The organism is Actinomadura rugatobispora (assembly GCF_042656285.1).
In the GTDB taxonomy this organism is placed as follows: Bacteria; Actinomycetota; Actinomycetes; order Streptosporangiales; family Streptosporangiaceae; genus Spirillospora; species Spirillospora rugatobispora.
In genome coordinates this window covers 12,027-27,182 of sequence record NZ_JBHSON010000098.1, presented here as the reverse complement: position 1 = coordinate 27,182, position 15,156 = coordinate 12,027, and the positions used below count along the sequence as shown (strand labels likewise).

The following is a 15,156-nucleotide window of genomic DNA, read 5'->3' as shown; positions in this document are numbered from 1 at the left end:
GGTGAACCACCGGCGGTCTCCCCTCGACCATGTCCCACACCGGGTACCACCTGCATGAGGCGGTCTTCGAGTCCTGTTTCGTCCCTGATCCTGGGGTTGTCTACTGACTCGAATTCCAGCGCCACCTGCTGAGGAAGCACAGGGGGGTGGGTCTTCCGTCCTGCATGGAACGTCGCCGACAAGGTCACCTCCTTCGTATGTCGGCAGGTCTGGTAACGGCGGCCTCGACCACGCGGGCCGAGAGCTCCCGCCCTCAGGCGGGGGATCCCGTTACGACAGCTTCGCCAGCGCTTCGCGGCCGCCCGCCAGGAAGCCCTGCCACTCGCCCTCCTCCTTCTTGCTGCGCGGCTCGACGACGCCGTGCCAGAACTTGTTGAGGATGGCCAGGTCCTCCGGGGTGCGGCGGGCCAGCGACCCGACCAGCGAGGACGCGAGGGTCTCGGCGCGCAGCGCGCGCTCGCCGAAGAACTGGCTGTGCAGGATCGCGTCCTCCAGCACGCCGATCTGCTCGGCGGTCGACAGCGCCGACTCCAGCTTCTCGTCGTCGCTGCGGGCGGACGCGGCGGCGGCGCGCAGGTCGGCGAAGCTCTGCAGCAGCACCTCCAGCAGGGACGGCGCGACCTCCAGCTCGATCCGGTGCCGCCGCAGCAGCTCGCTGGTCCGGAACCGGACGATCTCCGACTCGGCCTTCTTGCTGGTCACCACGGGGATGCGGACGAAGTTGAAGCGCCGCTTGAGGGCCGAGGACAGGTCGTTGACGCCCCGGTCGCGGCTGTTGGCCGTCGCGATGATGGAGAAGCCGGGCTGGGCGAACACGGTGTTGTCGGTGTCCAGCTCGGGGATGGAGACGTACTTCTCCGACAGGATGGAGATCAGCGCGTCCTGCACGTCGCTGGTGGAGCGGGTCAGCTCCTCGAACCGGCCGATCACGCCGCGCTCCATCGCGGTCATGATGGGCGAGGGGATCATCGACTCCCGGGACTGCCCCTTGGCGATCACCATGGAGACGTTCCAGGAGTACTTGATGTGGTCCTCGGTGGTGCCGGCGGTGCCCTGCACGACCAGCGTCGAGTTGCGGCTGATCGCCGCCGACAGCAGCTCGGCCAGCCAGGACTTGCCGGTGCCCGGGTCGCCGATCAGCAGCAGCCCGCGGTCGGAGGCGAGGGTGACGATCGCGCGCTCGACGAAGGTGCGGTCGCCGAACCACTTCTGCGGGACGTCGCGGTCGAGGCCGTCGGAGCGCTCGGAGCCCAGGATGAAGGTGCGCACCATCCGCGGGCTCAGCCGCCACGAGAACGGCTTGGGCCCGTCGTCGATCGACTCCAGGTGGTCGAGCTCCTCGGCGTACTTGACCTCGGCCGGGGCGCGCAGCATGTCGTCGGTCATGTCGGGGGGACTCCGTCTCTAGGTGAGGAAGTTCTTCAGTTCGAACACGAGCTTGTCGATGTGGCCGGAGATCACCGGGGTGCCGAGCTCCTTGAGCTTCTGCCGGTACCACGAGTCGACGCTGGCCTGGCCGGAGCTGTTGACCGAGCCGACCGGGATGAACTTCACCCCGGACCGGCGCAGCGCCCCGAAGTCGCTCAGCAGGCTCCGGTCGTCGTAGAAGTCGGAGATCCAGACCAGCGCCGTGTTGCGCGGGTCGGCGATCTTCGGACGGGCCATCCGCATCGCGACCGGCCCGTGCGTGCCGCCGCCGAGCGTGGTGCGCAGCAGCACCTCGAAGGGGTCGTTCACCCACGGCGTCAGGTCGATCGCGCGGGTGTCGTAGGCGATCAGGTGCACGTCGACCTTGGGCAGCCCGGCGAAGATGGAGGCCAGGATGGTGCAGTTGACCATCGCGTCCACCATGGACCCGGACTGGTCGACCACCACGATCATCCGCGCCGGGGTGGTGCGGCGGGCGGTGTGCTTGTAGAACAGCCGGTCGACGTAGAGGCGCTCTTCCGCCGGGTCGTAGTTGACCAGGTTCTTCCAGATCGTCCGGTCGAGGTCGAGGTTGCGGAACACCCGCTTGGGCGGGACGCTGCGGTCGATCTTGCCGGTGCTGGTCTTCTCCACCCGGGTCTTCAGGACCTCGGCGACCTCGTCGACGAACCGCCTGATCAGCGCCTTGGCGTTGGCGAGGGCCTCGCCGGACAGGTTGTGCTTGTCGCGCAGCAGCTGCTCGATCAGCGACATGCTGGGGGTGAGCTTGTTCGCCAGCGCCGGGTCGGCGAGCACCTCGCGCAGCCGCATCCGCCGGACGAGGTCGCCTTCCAGATTGGCCAGCACCGCGTTGAGGTCGGCGTCGGTGACGTCGAATCCCGAACCGGCCCCGGATCCGCGGCCCTGCCCGCCGCTCTTGCCGCCGTCCGCGCCTGTACCGGTGCCGCCGCCCTGCCCGGTGCCCGTGCCCTGGCCGGGGCCGTCGCCCGCGCACGCGCCGAGGGCACGGCGCAGCCACTCGGCGTCGCGCTGCCAGGCGGCGAGCCGCGTCGCCGACACGTCGCCCGAGCCCGTGCAGAACGCGTTCAGCAGCAGTTTCGACACCAGCGCCGCGCGCCGCACCCGGTCGCCGCCGTCGCCCTCGGCCAGCGGGTCGCGGATCTCCGGCTCCAGCTCGGGGAAGCGCTGCAGGACGGTGTCGACCGTGACACCCGGGTCGAGCAGCGCCGCCGGGAGCCCGCGCTCCTCGACGACGGCCAGGCTCGCCGCCTCCAGGGCGGGCTGCTCCTCGGCGTCGAACACCCGTCCCAGCAGCCGCCAGAGCAGAACCTGCCGGCGGACCTCATCGCTCTCGGTCATTTCCGCAGCAGCCTTCCCGCGCGTTCGGTGAGGACGGCCACGGCGTCGCCCGAGCGGGCCTGCGCCTTCACGACCTTGGGGTCGGTGGGGCCCTGCGCCCAGTCGCCGTTGTGCGCCTCGACCGGTTGCTTCTTCACGGCGCCCTGCACGGCGAGCGGCTGGAGCGTCCAGCGCCCGGCGTCCCAGCGGAGCAGGCCGATGCACGCGGTGGACGCGCCGACCAGCTGCGGGGTGAGGGGGCCGCTGGGCGGCAGCCGGTCGAGGTCGACGGCGAGGGTCTCGCCGTTCAGGTCGAACGTGCCGTCGCGCGCGGCCTTGTAGCCCTCGACGAGCACCGGCTCGGCGACGCGCACCGGGTGGCGGTCGAGCGGCGGGACGGCCGGGGCCTGCGCGTCGGAGAGGCGGACGCGGGCGGTGGCGAACGGGTCGGCGGGGTTGCCGGCGGTGGCGCGCTCCTCGTCCCAGAGCAGGTCGCCGCCGGAGGTCAGGGACATGCCGTCGACGTCGACGGAGCGGTGCTCGGCGAGGGCCGCGAGCAGCGTCGGGTACGCCTCCAGCAGCTTCCACACCGCGGGGCCGAGGATCGTGTCGACCTTGGCGGCGGCGACGGCGACGCGGACGAGCCGCACCGGCCCCTCCCCCGCCGGCTCCAGCACCGCGTGCAGCTGCGCCTGGACGAGCGTGCCGTGCTCGTGGACGTCGACGCCCAGGGGCAGGAGCCGCCCGGAGACGGCGGCCGTGCCGCCCGTCCAGCTCCCCGAATGCGAGAGCAGCACCGCGCGCGTCCACAGGTCGGCCCAGCGGCGCTCCGGGATGCGCTCCATCGTCGCGACCGGGCACGAGGCGCGCAGCTCGGCGGCGAGGCCGTCGAGCAGCACGGCGAGGCGGCGCAGCCGCGGCTCGGCCCACAGCGACTCGAGCGCCTGGTCGGCGGCCGACACCAGCCCGTCGTCGACGCCCCGCCAGCCGGCGATGGCCAGCTCCTGCAGCCAGGACCGGCCTCCGGCGAGCAGGTCGGCGGGCACCGGCTCCTCCCCGGCGGAGGCCTCTTCCCAGGTGGGACGGGTGCGGCCGAGCGCGCCGTCGAGGCGGTCGAGCAGCGCGTCGTGCACCGAGCCGAGCAGCGCGGCGCGGGCCCCGGCCAGCGCGGTCAGCTCGGCGACGCCGATGGAGCCGGTGCCGAGCCCCGCGGACGCGTCGGCCACCGCGGGGCCGAGCGGGGACGCGCCCACCGCTCCGGCCAGCGCGTTGAGGGCCTCGGTGTGCTTCGGGCCGAGCCGGGCGAGGCCGTCGGTCAGCGCGGCGTCGAACCCGGCGACCGCGTCCAGCGCCTCCCCGACGCCCGGCGGCGTCTCGGCGAGCAGCCCGGCGAGCTGTACTCCCTGCATCAGCGGACCGCCCCCAAGGCCGGGAACCAGTGCATCTCGGTGAGGGGCTCCGGGCTGGCCGGAACCTCCAGGTAGGCCAGGTGGCGCAGGAACCGGCTGAACACCATCGCGGCCGGGGCCTTCTCCTGGGTGCCCTGGAGGAGGTAGTTCAGGTCGTCCCCGTCGGACGCCTCGACCTTCAGGTAGCGGGCGACGCGTTCGAGGCCGTACTGCTTGACCGCCTCGTCGATGAGCGCCTTGAGGTGCTTGCAGCGGTAGTTCCCGCCGGCGCCGCCGCACGGCCGGTTGTTGTTGGTGCTGCAATTGAAATGGTGCGTCTCCGCCGCGATCGACGAAACGTACACCCGGGCGATGTCCGAACCGCTCGACACCACCCCCTGCAGGCGCCCCTCCGCCAATTCGACGAACGGCACCTTGACCAGTTTGCGTGGTTGGACGGGCGGCACCACGCGCACCGCGCTCCGTTCCTCCCACCCGGCCTCGCCGGAATTCATGAGTTGTCGACCTCCACCTTCGCGGCCCGTCGGATGCCAAGAGTTCTACCGGTCTCCTCCGACAGAATCCGGCGCCACCGGTGACCTGGGCGGAGACGGGTACCGGTTGACAAGGAGGCGGCGTCTCGGCGACGCTTCGTCATATGAACAGATCTTCAGACATCGGCGCCCGGCCGGAACGGGGGCGGTGATGGGCGTGGGACACGGGCACGCGCACGGGCACGGGCACGGGCACGGCGCGGGCGGGGTCGCCGGGCACGCCGGCGGGCGGCACCGGTGGCGGCTGGGCGCGGCCTTCGCCATGATCGGCTCGTTCTTCGCGGTCGAGCTGGTGTACGGGCTGCTGTCGGGCTCGCTGGCGCTGCTGTCGGACGCCGGCCACATGGCCGCCGACGTGGTGACGCTCGCCGCGGCCCTGGCCGCCACCAAGATCGCGATCCGCCCGGACACCACCGGGCGCCGCACCTACGGGTCCTACCGTGCCGAGGTGTTCGCGTCCGGGTTCGCGGTGCTGGTGATGCTGGGCACCGCCGTCTACATCACGGTCGAGGCCCTGTCCCGGATCGGCGCGCACGCCGAGGTCTCCGCCGGGCCGATGCTGGTGGTCGGCGCGCTGGGCCTGGCGGTCAACGCGGCCGCGCTGGTGCTGCTGCGCGCGGGCGCCGCCGAGAGCCTGAACGTCCGGGGCGCCTACCTGGAGGTGGTCGCCGACACCGCCGGATCGGTGGGCGTGATCGCGGCCGGGATCCTGGTCGCGGCCACCGGCCAGGTCCTGTTCGACACCCTGGTCGCGCTCGCCATCGCCGTGTTCGTCATCGTCCGCGCCGTGGCCCTGGGACGGCAGGTGCTGGCGGTGCTCGGCCAGCACGCCCCCGCCGGGCTCGACGTCGACGCCGTGGCCGGGGAGCTGGCCGCGGTCGACGGCGTCCGGGACGTGCACGACCTGCACCTGTGGACGCTGACGTCCGGCATGAACGTGGCGACCGCGCACCTGGTCACCGCCGAGCAGGCCGACGCGCACGCCGTCCTGGACCGTGCGCGCGACCTGCTCCGCGACCGCCACGCCATCGCCCACGCGACCCTGCAGGTCGAACCCGAGAGCCACGAGGGCTGCGACGAGGTCGGCTGGTGAACCGCCGCCGGCCCCGCCCCTCCGCCGTTACCGCAGGTAGGCGATGCCGTCGATGCCGACGGTCGGGCGGCCCGAGGTGCCCGCGACGACGATCTTGACGGTGTGGGTGCCGCTCGCGCTCCAGGTCCTCGTCCAGATGAGCTGCCGGTAGGCGGTGGTGGACGACCGGGTGTCGAGGGTGCCGATCCGCACGCCGTCGACGTAGACGATGACGGCGCCCAGGTTGCTCGCGCGCTTGACGATCAGCCCCATGGTGCGGCCGGTGAACTTCCAGCTCGCACTGGCGCCCTTGCTGCTGCTGTAGAGGCCCTTCCCGCCGAGGTAGGAGGCGGTCGTGGTCGTCTTCCAGGTGCCGGTGCGGGTCGCGCTGAACTCGGAGACGAGCGCGGAGTACCGGCTCGCGGCGGACGTGGTCGCGTTCCCGGCGGCGTCGGTGGCCGTGAGCGACCAGTTCTGCGTGGTGCCGGGCTTGGCGGTCGCGTTCCACCCGGTGGCCGTGGTGGCGAAGGACGCGGCGGCCGGCGAGGTGGCCCTGACCGAGCTCAGCAGCGCGTTGTCGGTGGCCTTCCAGGACAGCGTGACGGGCAGCGCGGTCGTGTTGACGGTGTTGCGGCGCAGGTAGAGCGTCGCGGCCGGGTTGAAGACCGGGCGGGTGGGGTCGGCCGTCACGGGGTGGTCGGCGGAGGCGGCGGCGCTGCCGTCGGCGTTGGTCGCGTGCAGCCGGACGCTGTGGGCGCCGGGCGCGAGGGTGATCGTCGCGGAGGTGGACGACGGGCTGGGCCGGGCCACGGTGGCGCCGTCGACGCGGAGCTCGTACGAGCTGACGGCGGCGGGTTCCCAGCCGAGCGTGACCGTGCTCTTGGTGTAGTAGCGCGTGCCCACCTTGGTGGCGCCGGTCACGGTGGTGGCGAGGGAGGCGGTGGGGGTCGTCCACTGCTTGGCGGCGGTGCGGATGACGCCGAGCTTGGCGTACAGCTGCTCGCCGGGGCAGGCGGTGGCGAAGCCGTCGCGGTGCCCGCTGACGGTGTTGAACGAGACCTGCGTCCCGTAGGGGTACTTGCCGCCGGTGCCGTTGGGCGCCATGGAGGTCAGCGTGGTCGTGGCGGTGGGGTCGACGCCGGCCAGGTCGAGCTTCCAGGCGGCGATCCTGGCGGTGGCGTCCAGGGCGGCCTGGGTGGGGGCGACGCCGGGGGTGGGGTCGGTGGCGGCGGTGTGGGTGCCCAGCAGGGCGATGCCGGTGGTGTCGGTGTTGAAGCCGTAGGTGTGGGCGCCGTGGACGGGACGGTCGGCGCCGCCCGCGCGGCCCTCGAACAGCGTGCCGCACTTGTCGACCAGGAAGTTGTAGCCGATGTCGGCCCAGCCCAGGCTCTTCACGTGGTACAGGAAGATCGAGCGGATGACGGAGGCCGACTGGTCGCAGGTGTAGGCGTTGCCGGTGTCGGTGTGGTGGACGAACGCCGCCTTCACGGCCGTGTCGTAGGCGGGCGGCTCGGTCACGAGGGTCTCGTCCGCGCCCCACTGCGCCCGGGAGGTCATCGCGGGCCGGGGTGCCGCCGCCAAGGTGGTCGCGCCCGCCTTCTGCTGGGCCGAGGGAGCGGTGGGGGTCGCCGTCTCCGTGGGGGCGGAGGGCTCCAGCGAGGGAGTGGCCGTGCCCGTGGCCGTGGGGGTGTCCGTGGGGGTGTCCTCAGGGCCGGGTGTGGCGGCGGGGTCGGTCGCGGTGGCCGCGGGGTCCGGCGTGGGGGTGCTGGTCTCGGCCGCTGCGGCGGCGGCCGCGAGCCGTGCGCCGGGAGCGTTCCCCTTGGCCCGGGGGCCCGGCGACTGCTTGCCGGTACCGGGGTCGATCAGGTCCACGCGCAGCCCGGCGGGAAGCGACCCACCCTTCCCGGTGACCCGTACCTCGACGCCGTTGGACGGGCCGACCCACAGCGCGGTGGTTCCGCCCCGGGCGCCCTTGGCGCTCTTCTCCCGGCCGTCCGGAGCGTCGGTCGTCCCCGCCTCCAGGCCCTGCCAGCGGGACCAGGCACCGGACGCGGCGTCGCGGGTACGGACCTGAACGTTTCCGCTCAGCGCGGAGCCGGGCCGGTCCCAGCTGACCCCCAGCAGGCTGAACGGCTCGGCCGAACCGGCGGGAAGGCCCTGGACCTTCTTGGCGGCCGTGCTGCCCGGCAGGTCCTTCAGGGCATGGGCGTAGGCCCTTCCGGGCGCGGCACGCACAGCCGACATCCCGGCGTCGGACTCGCCGGCGACGCTGTACGCCACGGCCGCGGCGGTGACCGCGGCCAGCAGGGAGCCGCCGATGAGTGAGCGCTTGAGCATGGTTCTCCGTTCACGACACGGCCGGGAATCGGCCGCCGGAGGTGGGAGCGTGTCCCCGTCCCCCACTCACACAAGCGCCGCACATCGAACATTTGTCACACATCAACCAGTGGGCGGCCGGCCGATCGCCTCGGCGACCGCGTCCCACTCCTCGGGACGCGCCATCCACCGGCTGACCGGCACCTTCTTGCGCCGGCCGTCCGCCTGGACGAGGAAGATCCGGCCGCCCTCCGCGACGAGGCCGCCCCCGCCCGCGCCCCCGAACGGGCGGCGGATCCCGATCGGGGCGATCACCTCCAGCGTGCGGGTCTGGGGCGTGTAGGCGAAGTACGGGCGGCCGAGGAAGAGCGCGCCCAACACGATGAACAGCACGCCGAGCACCAGATTGATCAGAGGTCCGGTGCCCAGGAACGCGAGCACGAAGTTGACCAGGCCGATCGCCAGAACCGCCCACGCGAACGGCGGGTTGTAACGGACCGGCAGGGTGGTACGAGGAGGAGTCGCCACGATCGGGTCCTTTCGTCCCCGGTCATGATTGTTCACCCGCCCGCGCGGTGGCAGCCGCGCCGCTGGCCGGTTACGGCCGCGCACACGCGAGGGCCGGCGCCCTCGGCGGGACGCCGGCCCGGGATCAGGACGATGCGCTCACATGGGTGCCGCCACGGTGACCTTCTCCTGCCAGGCCACGTCCCAGGTCCGGCGGTCGATCTCGCCGGTCACCGGCACGCCCCTGAACCGCTGCAGCTCCTTGCAGATCCGCTCGGTCTGGTCCCCGAAGTCGCCGTCGACCTGGAGTGACGGCCACCCGCGGTTGTTCACCTGCCGCTGCCACTTGCGGACGTCAGGGTTGTTCATGTCGCCCTTCTTCAGGGTGCGGCTGGGCGCCTGCGGAGGCTTCGTGCTCGGGGCCTCCCAGGTGGCCTTCCAGGTGTCGGAGCCGACGATGCCGTCGATCTCCAGACGGTGCTCCATCTGGAAGTTGGCGCACAGCCGCTTGCTCTCCTCGCGGTAATCGCCGTCGACGGCGATGTGCCAGCCGCGGTCCCTCATCTGCTGCTGCCACTTCCGGACGCTCGGCGTCTGGGTCGGCGGCGGGTACTTCAGTGGGGGCGGCTGGAACGGCGGTGCCGGCATGCGTTCCTCCTCGACTCGGTGGCGGCGGACCGAACACGGCCCGCCCTTTTCGTGCGACCTCTCCGGAAATGAGGCCGCACTTCCACCACAACACAGGACGACGCGAAGATCCGCTTTCATCCGCGTTTTTTGACTGCTCCCTTAACACACCATGACTGATGTTCTTGGGAGATCTGGGACCGGGCGATGGATATAAATTTCCATTGAGTTTTCAACCCGGACGGCGGTGCGCGGCCGTCAGTCCGCCGAGAGCCCGGCGTCGTGCGCCAGAATGGCGGCCTGCACCCGGTTGGCGCAGTCGAGCTTGGTGAGGATCCGGCTGATGTGCGCCTTCGCGGTGCCCGCGCCCATGTGGAGCCGCCCGGCGATCTCCGCGTTCGACAGCCCGGCGGAGACCAGCCGGAGCACGTCCCGCTCGGTGCCGGTGAGCCGCTCGATCCGGCGCCGGGCCGTCTCGGCGCCGTCCGAGCCGGCCAGCAGGTGGCGCTCGATGAGCCGGCGGGTGATCTGCGGCGCCAGGATCGACTCGCCGGTGGCGGCGACGCGCACGGACCGGATGAGCTCGGTGGGCGCGGTGTCCTTGAGCAGGAATCCGACGGCGCCGGCGCGCAGGGCCCGGGCGACGTTCCGGTCGTCGCCGAACGCGGTGAGCATGGCGACGTTGGTCCGCGGGGAGTCGCGGACGATGCCGGCCACGGCGGTGAGCCCGTCGCCGCCGGGCATGTTCACGTCCAGCAGGGCGACGTCGATCTCGTGCTCGCGGCAGGCGCGGACGGCGGCGGGCCCGTCCGGCGCCTCGGCCACGACCTCGATGTCGTCGGCGTGATCCAGGATGAGGCGGATCCCGGCGCGCATGAGCGCCTCGTCATCGGCGATGAGGGTCCGGATCACCGGGTCATTCTAGGAGCTTCAGGACGATCAGCATGGCCAGTCCGGTGACGACCGGGACGACCGCGAGCAGCCCCAGGCATCCGGCGCCCAGCGCCCGCGGCAGCGTGAGCACTTCGGCGTCGAGCGGGGCGGGCCGCTCCGGTTCGTCCACCGGGACCGAGGGCGCACCCGCGGCCGCGGGCGGCGGTACGGGCACGGGCACGGGCGGGTGCCGGTGGAGGTCGGCCACGATCTGGAAGCCGCCCTCGGGCGTCGGACCGGCGGTGAAGGAGCCGCGGAGCAGAGCGATCCGTTCTTCCAGGCCGACGAGTCCCCGGCGGGTGCCGGGGGCGCGCGGGCGCGTGCCCGGCACCGGGCCGTTGATCACCCGTACGCGGACGCGGCCGGCCTCACCGGCCACCTCGACCCTGGTGCGCGCGGACGGGGCGTGCTTGTGCACGTTCGTCAGCCCTTCCCGGACGACGCGGTGCACGGCATGGCGCGTCCGCGGATCCGCACCGTCGAGGTCCGGGCCCGTCCACACCAGCTCGACGTCGCCACCGGCCCGCCGGGACTCGGCCACGAGGCCGGCGATGTCGGCCCGGGTCCCGCTCCGCTCGCCATCGGCCTCGGCGGCGCCCTCCTCGGGATCGCGCAGGACCTCCAGGATCTCGCGCAGCTCGCTCATCGCCGTCGCCGCCGTGGTGCGCAGGAGCTCGGCCTGACCGCTCACCCGTGGGGCGTCCTTGGCCGCGGTGAGTTCCAGTGCCCCGGCGTGCATCGATATGAGGCTGAGCCGGTGCCCGAGCATGTCGTGCATCTCGGCGGCGATGCGCGCGCGTTCCTTCATGCGCGCCTTCTCCGCGTTGAGCACCTGCGCCCGTTCCAGGTAGTCGTTGCGTTCCCGCAGCACCCGGACCAGGGGACGGCGCTGCCCCAGCAGACCCCCGGCGAGCGCCGGGAACAGGAGCAGCAGCGCGGCGCTCATGGCGTGACCGGCGAGCGTCTCGGCGAGTCCGTGCGGCCCACCGGTCCCGACCGCGACCGCGACCGCGAGCAGCAGGAGCGTGTCGATGCCCGCGGTCACCAGCACCGTCGTCCACAGGCGCCGGGCGGGTCTGACGCGCCGTGCCGCCGCGTAGGTGACGACGGGCAGGACCGCCAGCGCACCGATGTTCTCGCCCGCGAACACCGGCGCGGTGGCGAGCAGCGTCGCGACCGGCCAGCGCCTGCGGGCGGGCACCAGCAGCGCCGCCCAGCACGCGCTCGCGGCGGTGGCGGCGACCAGGCCCGGCGACGGCCGCTCCATCGCGAGCGGGAAGAACCCGACGGCGAAAGCCACCACGAACGCCGCCACCTCGCCCGCGACCACGTGCCGGGGCGCGGAGCGCGCGGCGGCCCGCGCCTCCGCCGCCTCGCGGGCGACGGCCGCCGCGGCCGAACGCGTCCTTCCGAGCGGACGAGCCCCTTCGAGCAGCGGAGAAATCTGCGGACACCTCACCTTCAGTCCGATCTACCCGCACATCATGGCCAATCGGCCACGCCGTCGGGACGATCGGCACACGCCCCGGCCCCTGTCGCGCTCCTAGGCTGCGGAGCGAGAGATCGGCTCACGAAGGGATCCGCATGCGGCTGGAACCGCACACCGCCGGCACCGACGCCTCCCGCGAGGTGATGGAACCGCTGGTCGAGGCGTTCAGGCGGGCCGTCCGGCTCGGCCACTCCGCGGTGGGCACCGAGCACCTGCTCTTCGCCCTGCTGAAAGGCGAATCCGCGGCGAAGGAGCTCCTCGCGCCCACGACTCGCGTCTGCGGAACGCTGATGGGGGTCATCGCGGCCAAGGAGGACGAGGACTGGGTGAGCGCGGACGGCGCCGGCGACGCGGCGGCGACGGCCGGCGACACCCCCGATGTCGCGACGCTGCTGCGCGAGGCGGAGTGGCTGGCGTCGCAGCGGCAGGAGCGGCGAGGCGAGCGGGCGGCGCCGGAGAACGGGCGCCCGCTGCCCACCGGAGCGCTCGCCGCCGCGCTCGCCCACGCCTTCCTGCGCGCCCGCGAACTCGGCGCCTCCCGGGCGAACGAGACCCACATGCTCATGGGACTGATGCACGATCCGGGCAACCGGGCGGGCGAGGCGCTCCTCGAACGGCGCATGGATCGGGACGACCTCATCGCCCGGCTCGCCGTCCACCCGAGCGCCCGCCAGGACGGCACACCGCACACGCTCAGCCTCGACGGACTGCGCAACATGGGCATGCTCACCCAGCGGGGCCGGCTCTGGGGCGGCCTCGCCAGAACCCTCTCCAGCGGCGGATTCGGGTCGCCCGTCCTGCCCACGGTGCGCCTGGAGGCCAGGTGCCAGGCCGTCCGGCTCGGGCATTCGCACGTGACGACCGTGCATCTGCTGCTGGCCATGCTCGCCGTGGACGACCAGCTCACCGCCGCCGGCCAGCGGCTCCGCGCCGGCCTGGCCGAGCACAGCACCGGCGCCGAGCTGCTGCGCGGCCGGGGCGTCACGCTGCCCGCCGCGGTCAAGGCGGCCGCCGACCTGATCCCGGTGGACGAGGACCGTCCGGACTCGCCCGACCCGACCGACCACCCTGCCGCCCGGCAGGCGATGACCCGCGCACGCCTGCACTTCAAGGAACGCGAGGACGGCTCCGCCGGGACCACCCACCTGCTGACCGTCCTGCTGGCGGACCCCGACGACCCGTGCGACGCCCTCCTGGCCGCCGTCGGCGTGGACACCGGCGAACTCCGCCGCACCCTCGGACACTGATCCCTCCTTCCCCAAGGGCCGGCCCGGCCGGGTCAGGGGACGGACCGCAGCCGCCAGGCGTGCAGGGCCATGAGGTAGTCCAGGGCGTGCTCGGGGTCGTAGATGTCGGGGCCGAGATGGTGGTTGAGGTGCCGGATGCGGCTCCGGACCGTCTGCGGGTGGACCCGCAGGCGCTCCGCGGTGCTGACCGCGTTGAAGCCGCATTCGATGTAGGCCAGCAGCGTCTCGGCGAGGCGGTCGCGCTGGGACGGGCGGAAGCGCTCGAAGGGGGCCAGCCGCCGATCGATCACGTACCGGGTGAGGTCCGGGCTGTGCAGCAGGAGCAGCGTGGGGATGTGCTCGGCCACGTGCACCGGCGTGCGGGCGGCGATGACCTCGGCCGGCAGCCGGTCCAGGCCGCGCCGCGCGAGCCGCAGCGACAGCGCCGCCCGGCCGGGCTCCACCGTGGGCCCGACGACGGCGGGGTGGTCGCCCAGGATCCTGCGCAGGACGTCCCGGCGGCCGGGCCCGGCGGGGTCCGGGACGATCAGGCACGGGCCGTCCAGGTGCAGCGCGGGCAGCACGTCCGGCGGCAGGAAGCGCGGCACCCGCGTGGGGACGCGCCTGCTGTCGACGGCCACCACGGCGAGCGTGCGGGGCAGCGTCCAGCCGGCGTCCGCGGCGGCCTTCTCCAGCTCGTCGGGCCGGCAACCCGGGCGCAGGAGCGCTTCGAGGAGCCGCCGGCGGGCGCGGTCGGCCCCGGCGGCCGGCTCGCCGCTGGCGAGGACCGCCGCGTACCCCGCGGCGGCGGCGTGCCGCAGCCGGTTGATGTAGGTCAGGCCGCTGCGGACCAGGCGCCCGGCCTCGTCGGGAGTGGTGGTGAAACCGTGCCCGAGGGCGCCTTCGGTGAGCCGCTGCGTCGCGACCCCGCCGGCGATGGACAGGGCCTCCTGGAGGTCGGCGAGGTCGCGCCCGGCGCGGGCCTCCGCCTCGCCGAGCAGCCAGAAGACGTCCAGGACGGGGGCCGGGACGGCGTCGTCCTGTTCGAGCGCCGCCGGGAAGCCGCACAGCGCCTCCTGGATCGCCTGCGTCAGCAGATCGGGCCGGTACGGCTCGCGCGCGGCCCGGGGCTCGCTGGGAGGCGGGCCCCATTCGTAGGCGAGGATCTGGGAGCGCGCGGCATGGGCCGCCGCGACCGCGATCGAGGGGGCGGCCTCGGGCAGGCGGGCACGCTCGACGAGACTCCGCGCCAGTTCGTCGCGCCGCCGGGCCTTCCTGCCTGCCCGCCGGTCGGGTCTGGGTGGGGATTGCGTGGTCATGCGCGCCGGTGCCGGTGGGCGGGGCAGGGGTCGTCTGGAGTCGGGCCGTCCACGGCGAACTCCTCCGCAGGGGGCGTCACAACCGACACTGATGTCGGTTATTTGGCCACCCACTATGAGCACGCCCCAGCCAGACGTCAAGCCCCCAGAGACGCTGAACTCCCCACCTTCCTCCCCTTGCTCACAACGTCGACTCGACACTGATGTCGGTATAGCGCCAGAGAGGCGCGCGGAACGCCGCCGGGGACGGATCAGCGGCGGGGGCGCTCGGGCGGCCTGATCCGCACCCGCTCGGTCTCGGGGACGTTCTCGATGTCGTCGAGTTGCGCGACGACCGTGTCGCGCAGGTCGTCGTAGTCGCGGAAGGAGAAGTCGTTGAACAGGGTGTAGCCGGTCCACATCAGGTTGGCGCACACCCGCGGCGACACCCGGCCCGTCGCCGCGCCCATGCCGACCAGCGCCACCGAGCCGACGCTGCCCGGCGCCCGCTCGTTCTGCAGGTGGATCGCCTGGAACGCGGCGGCGCACGCCAGGGCGACGTTCAGCGTCTCGCTCACGTCCTGCGACGACTGCTCCATCGTCGGCGTCGAGATCAGGAACCCCGGGTTCGTCGCCCCCGACGGCACGCACACCGCGCTCCCGACCGGGAGCCTTCCCCCGAACTCGTCGCGGATGGCGCGCTGGACGCGCAACTGGATGCCCGCGCCGAGATGGCGCTTGATGATCGCGTCGACGCCGCCGTCCATCCGCCCGCGGGCGTTGGTCGGGCTGACCCAGGCGTCGACGCGCCGGTCGAGAATCGACCCCCGTTGAATCTCGATCCCGGGGGTGTCGGCGAACGCCGCCTGCCACGCCTCGACGACTTTAGCGTTGATGTCGGTCAGTACCACCTTGAGCGGCGGCGGCATGCGATTGACGGTCATGGATCACTCCGGTTCGCGAGGGGGCTTTTTCCGGCT

The 15,156-nt window shown here is 73.1% G+C and carries 13 protein-coding genes; 2 read left to right on the top strand and 11 right to left on the bottom strand.

The window, feature by feature from the left end; genetic code table 11:
• Positions 1–270 precede the first annotated feature (270 nt).
• From ACFPZN_RS45195 to ACFPZN_RS45180, 4 genes are read right to left on the bottom strand one after another with little or no spacing between them, the layout of a single operon-like run.
• Entirely contained in the window at positions 271–1,386 is a 1,116-nt protein-coding gene (locus ACFPZN_RS45195) for an ATP-binding protein (protein WP_378289271.1), read from the bottom strand.
• Between the two features lie 18 nt (positions 1,387–1,404).
• Entirely contained in the window at positions 1,405–2,787 is a 1,383-nt protein-coding gene (locus tag ACFPZN_RS45190) for a VWA domain-containing protein (RefSeq protein ID WP_378289269.1), read from the bottom strand.
• A complete protein-coding gene (locus tag ACFPZN_RS45185) occupies positions 2,784–4,175 on the bottom strand; it encodes a hypothetical protein (protein WP_378289267.1) in 1,392 nt (463 codons plus the stop codon). The genes ACFPZN_RS45190 and ACFPZN_RS45185 overlap by 4 nt, the downstream gene beginning before the upstream one ends.
• A complete protein-coding gene (locus ACFPZN_RS45180; RefSeq protein ID WP_378289264.1) occupies positions 4,175–4,669 on the bottom strand; it encodes a hypothetical protein in 495 nt (164 codons plus the stop codon). Before ACFPZN_RS45180 ends, ACFPZN_RS45185 begins: the two co-directional genes overlap by 1 nt.
• Positions 4,670–4,859: 190 nt before the next feature.
• On the opposite strand from ACFPZN_RS45180, the gene ACFPZN_RS45175 reads away from it, so the two are divergent.
• The gene (locus ACFPZN_RS45175) at positions 4,860–5,801 is read left to right on the top strand and encodes a cation diffusion facilitator family transporter (protein WP_378289262.1); all 942 of its coding nucleotides are present in this window, start codon (positions 4,860–4,862) and stop codon (positions 5,799–5,801) included.
• A 27-nt stretch (positions 5,802–5,828) separates the two neighbouring features.
• On the opposite strand, the gene ACFPZN_RS45170 is transcribed toward ACFPZN_RS45175, so the two are convergent.
• The 5 genes from ACFPZN_RS45170 to ACFPZN_RS45150 form a co-directional block, all read right to left on the bottom strand.
• The gene (locus ACFPZN_RS45170; RefSeq protein WP_378289260.1) at positions 5,829–8,117 is read right to left on the bottom strand and encodes a peptidoglycan recognition protein family protein; all 2,289 of its coding nucleotides are present in this window, start codon (positions 8,115–8,117) and stop codon (positions 5,829–5,831) included.
• A gap of 102 nt (positions 8,118–8,219) precedes the next feature.
• Positions 8,220–8,624: a hypothetical protein gene (locus tag ACFPZN_RS45165; RefSeq protein WP_378289258.1), complete on the bottom strand. Its 405-nt coding sequence runs from the start codon at positions 8,622–8,624 to the stop codon at positions 8,220–8,222.
• 138 nt (positions 8,625–8,762) lie between these two features.
• Complete coding sequence (locus ACFPZN_RS45160) at positions 8,763–9,251, bottom strand: peptidoglycan-binding domain-containing protein (RefSeq protein WP_378289256.1); 489 nt, start codon at positions 9,249–9,251, stop codon at positions 8,763–8,765.
• Between the two features lie 237 nt (positions 9,252–9,488).
• Complete coding sequence (locus tag ACFPZN_RS45155) at positions 9,489–10,142, bottom strand: response regulator (protein WP_378289254.1); 654 nt, start codon at positions 10,140–10,142, stop codon at positions 9,489–9,491.
• A gap of 4 nt (positions 10,143–10,146) precedes the next feature.
• Positions 10,147–11,622, bottom strand: coding sequence for a sensor histidine kinase (locus ACFPZN_RS45150; protein WP_378289251.1), 1,476 nt, complete (start codon positions 11,620–11,622; stop codon positions 10,147–10,149).
• A 125-nt stretch (positions 11,623–11,747) separates the two neighbouring features.
• On the opposite strand from ACFPZN_RS45150, the gene ACFPZN_RS45145 reads away from it, so the two are divergent.
• Positions 11,748–12,899 carry a Clp protease N-terminal domain-containing protein gene (locus tag ACFPZN_RS45145; RefSeq protein WP_378289249.1) on the top strand — a complete coding sequence of 384 codons (1,152 nt, stop codon included), beginning with the start codon at positions 11,748–11,750 and terminating at the stop codon, positions 12,897–12,899.
• Between the two features lie 32 nt (positions 12,900–12,931).
• Here ACFPZN_RS45145 and ACFPZN_RS45140 read toward each other — a convergent pair whose 3' ends face one another.
• Complete coding sequence (locus ACFPZN_RS45140; RefSeq protein WP_378289247.1) at positions 12,932–14,197, bottom strand: PucR family transcriptional regulator; 1,266 nt, start codon at positions 14,195–14,197, stop codon at positions 12,932–12,934.
• A 251-nt stretch (positions 14,198–14,448) separates the two neighbouring features.
• Positions 14,449–15,120: a macro domain-containing protein gene (locus tag ACFPZN_RS45135; RefSeq protein WP_378289245.1), complete on the bottom strand. Its 672-nt coding sequence runs from the start codon at positions 15,118–15,120 to the stop codon at positions 14,449–14,451.
• Between the last annotated feature and the right edge of the window lie 36 nt (positions 15,121–15,156).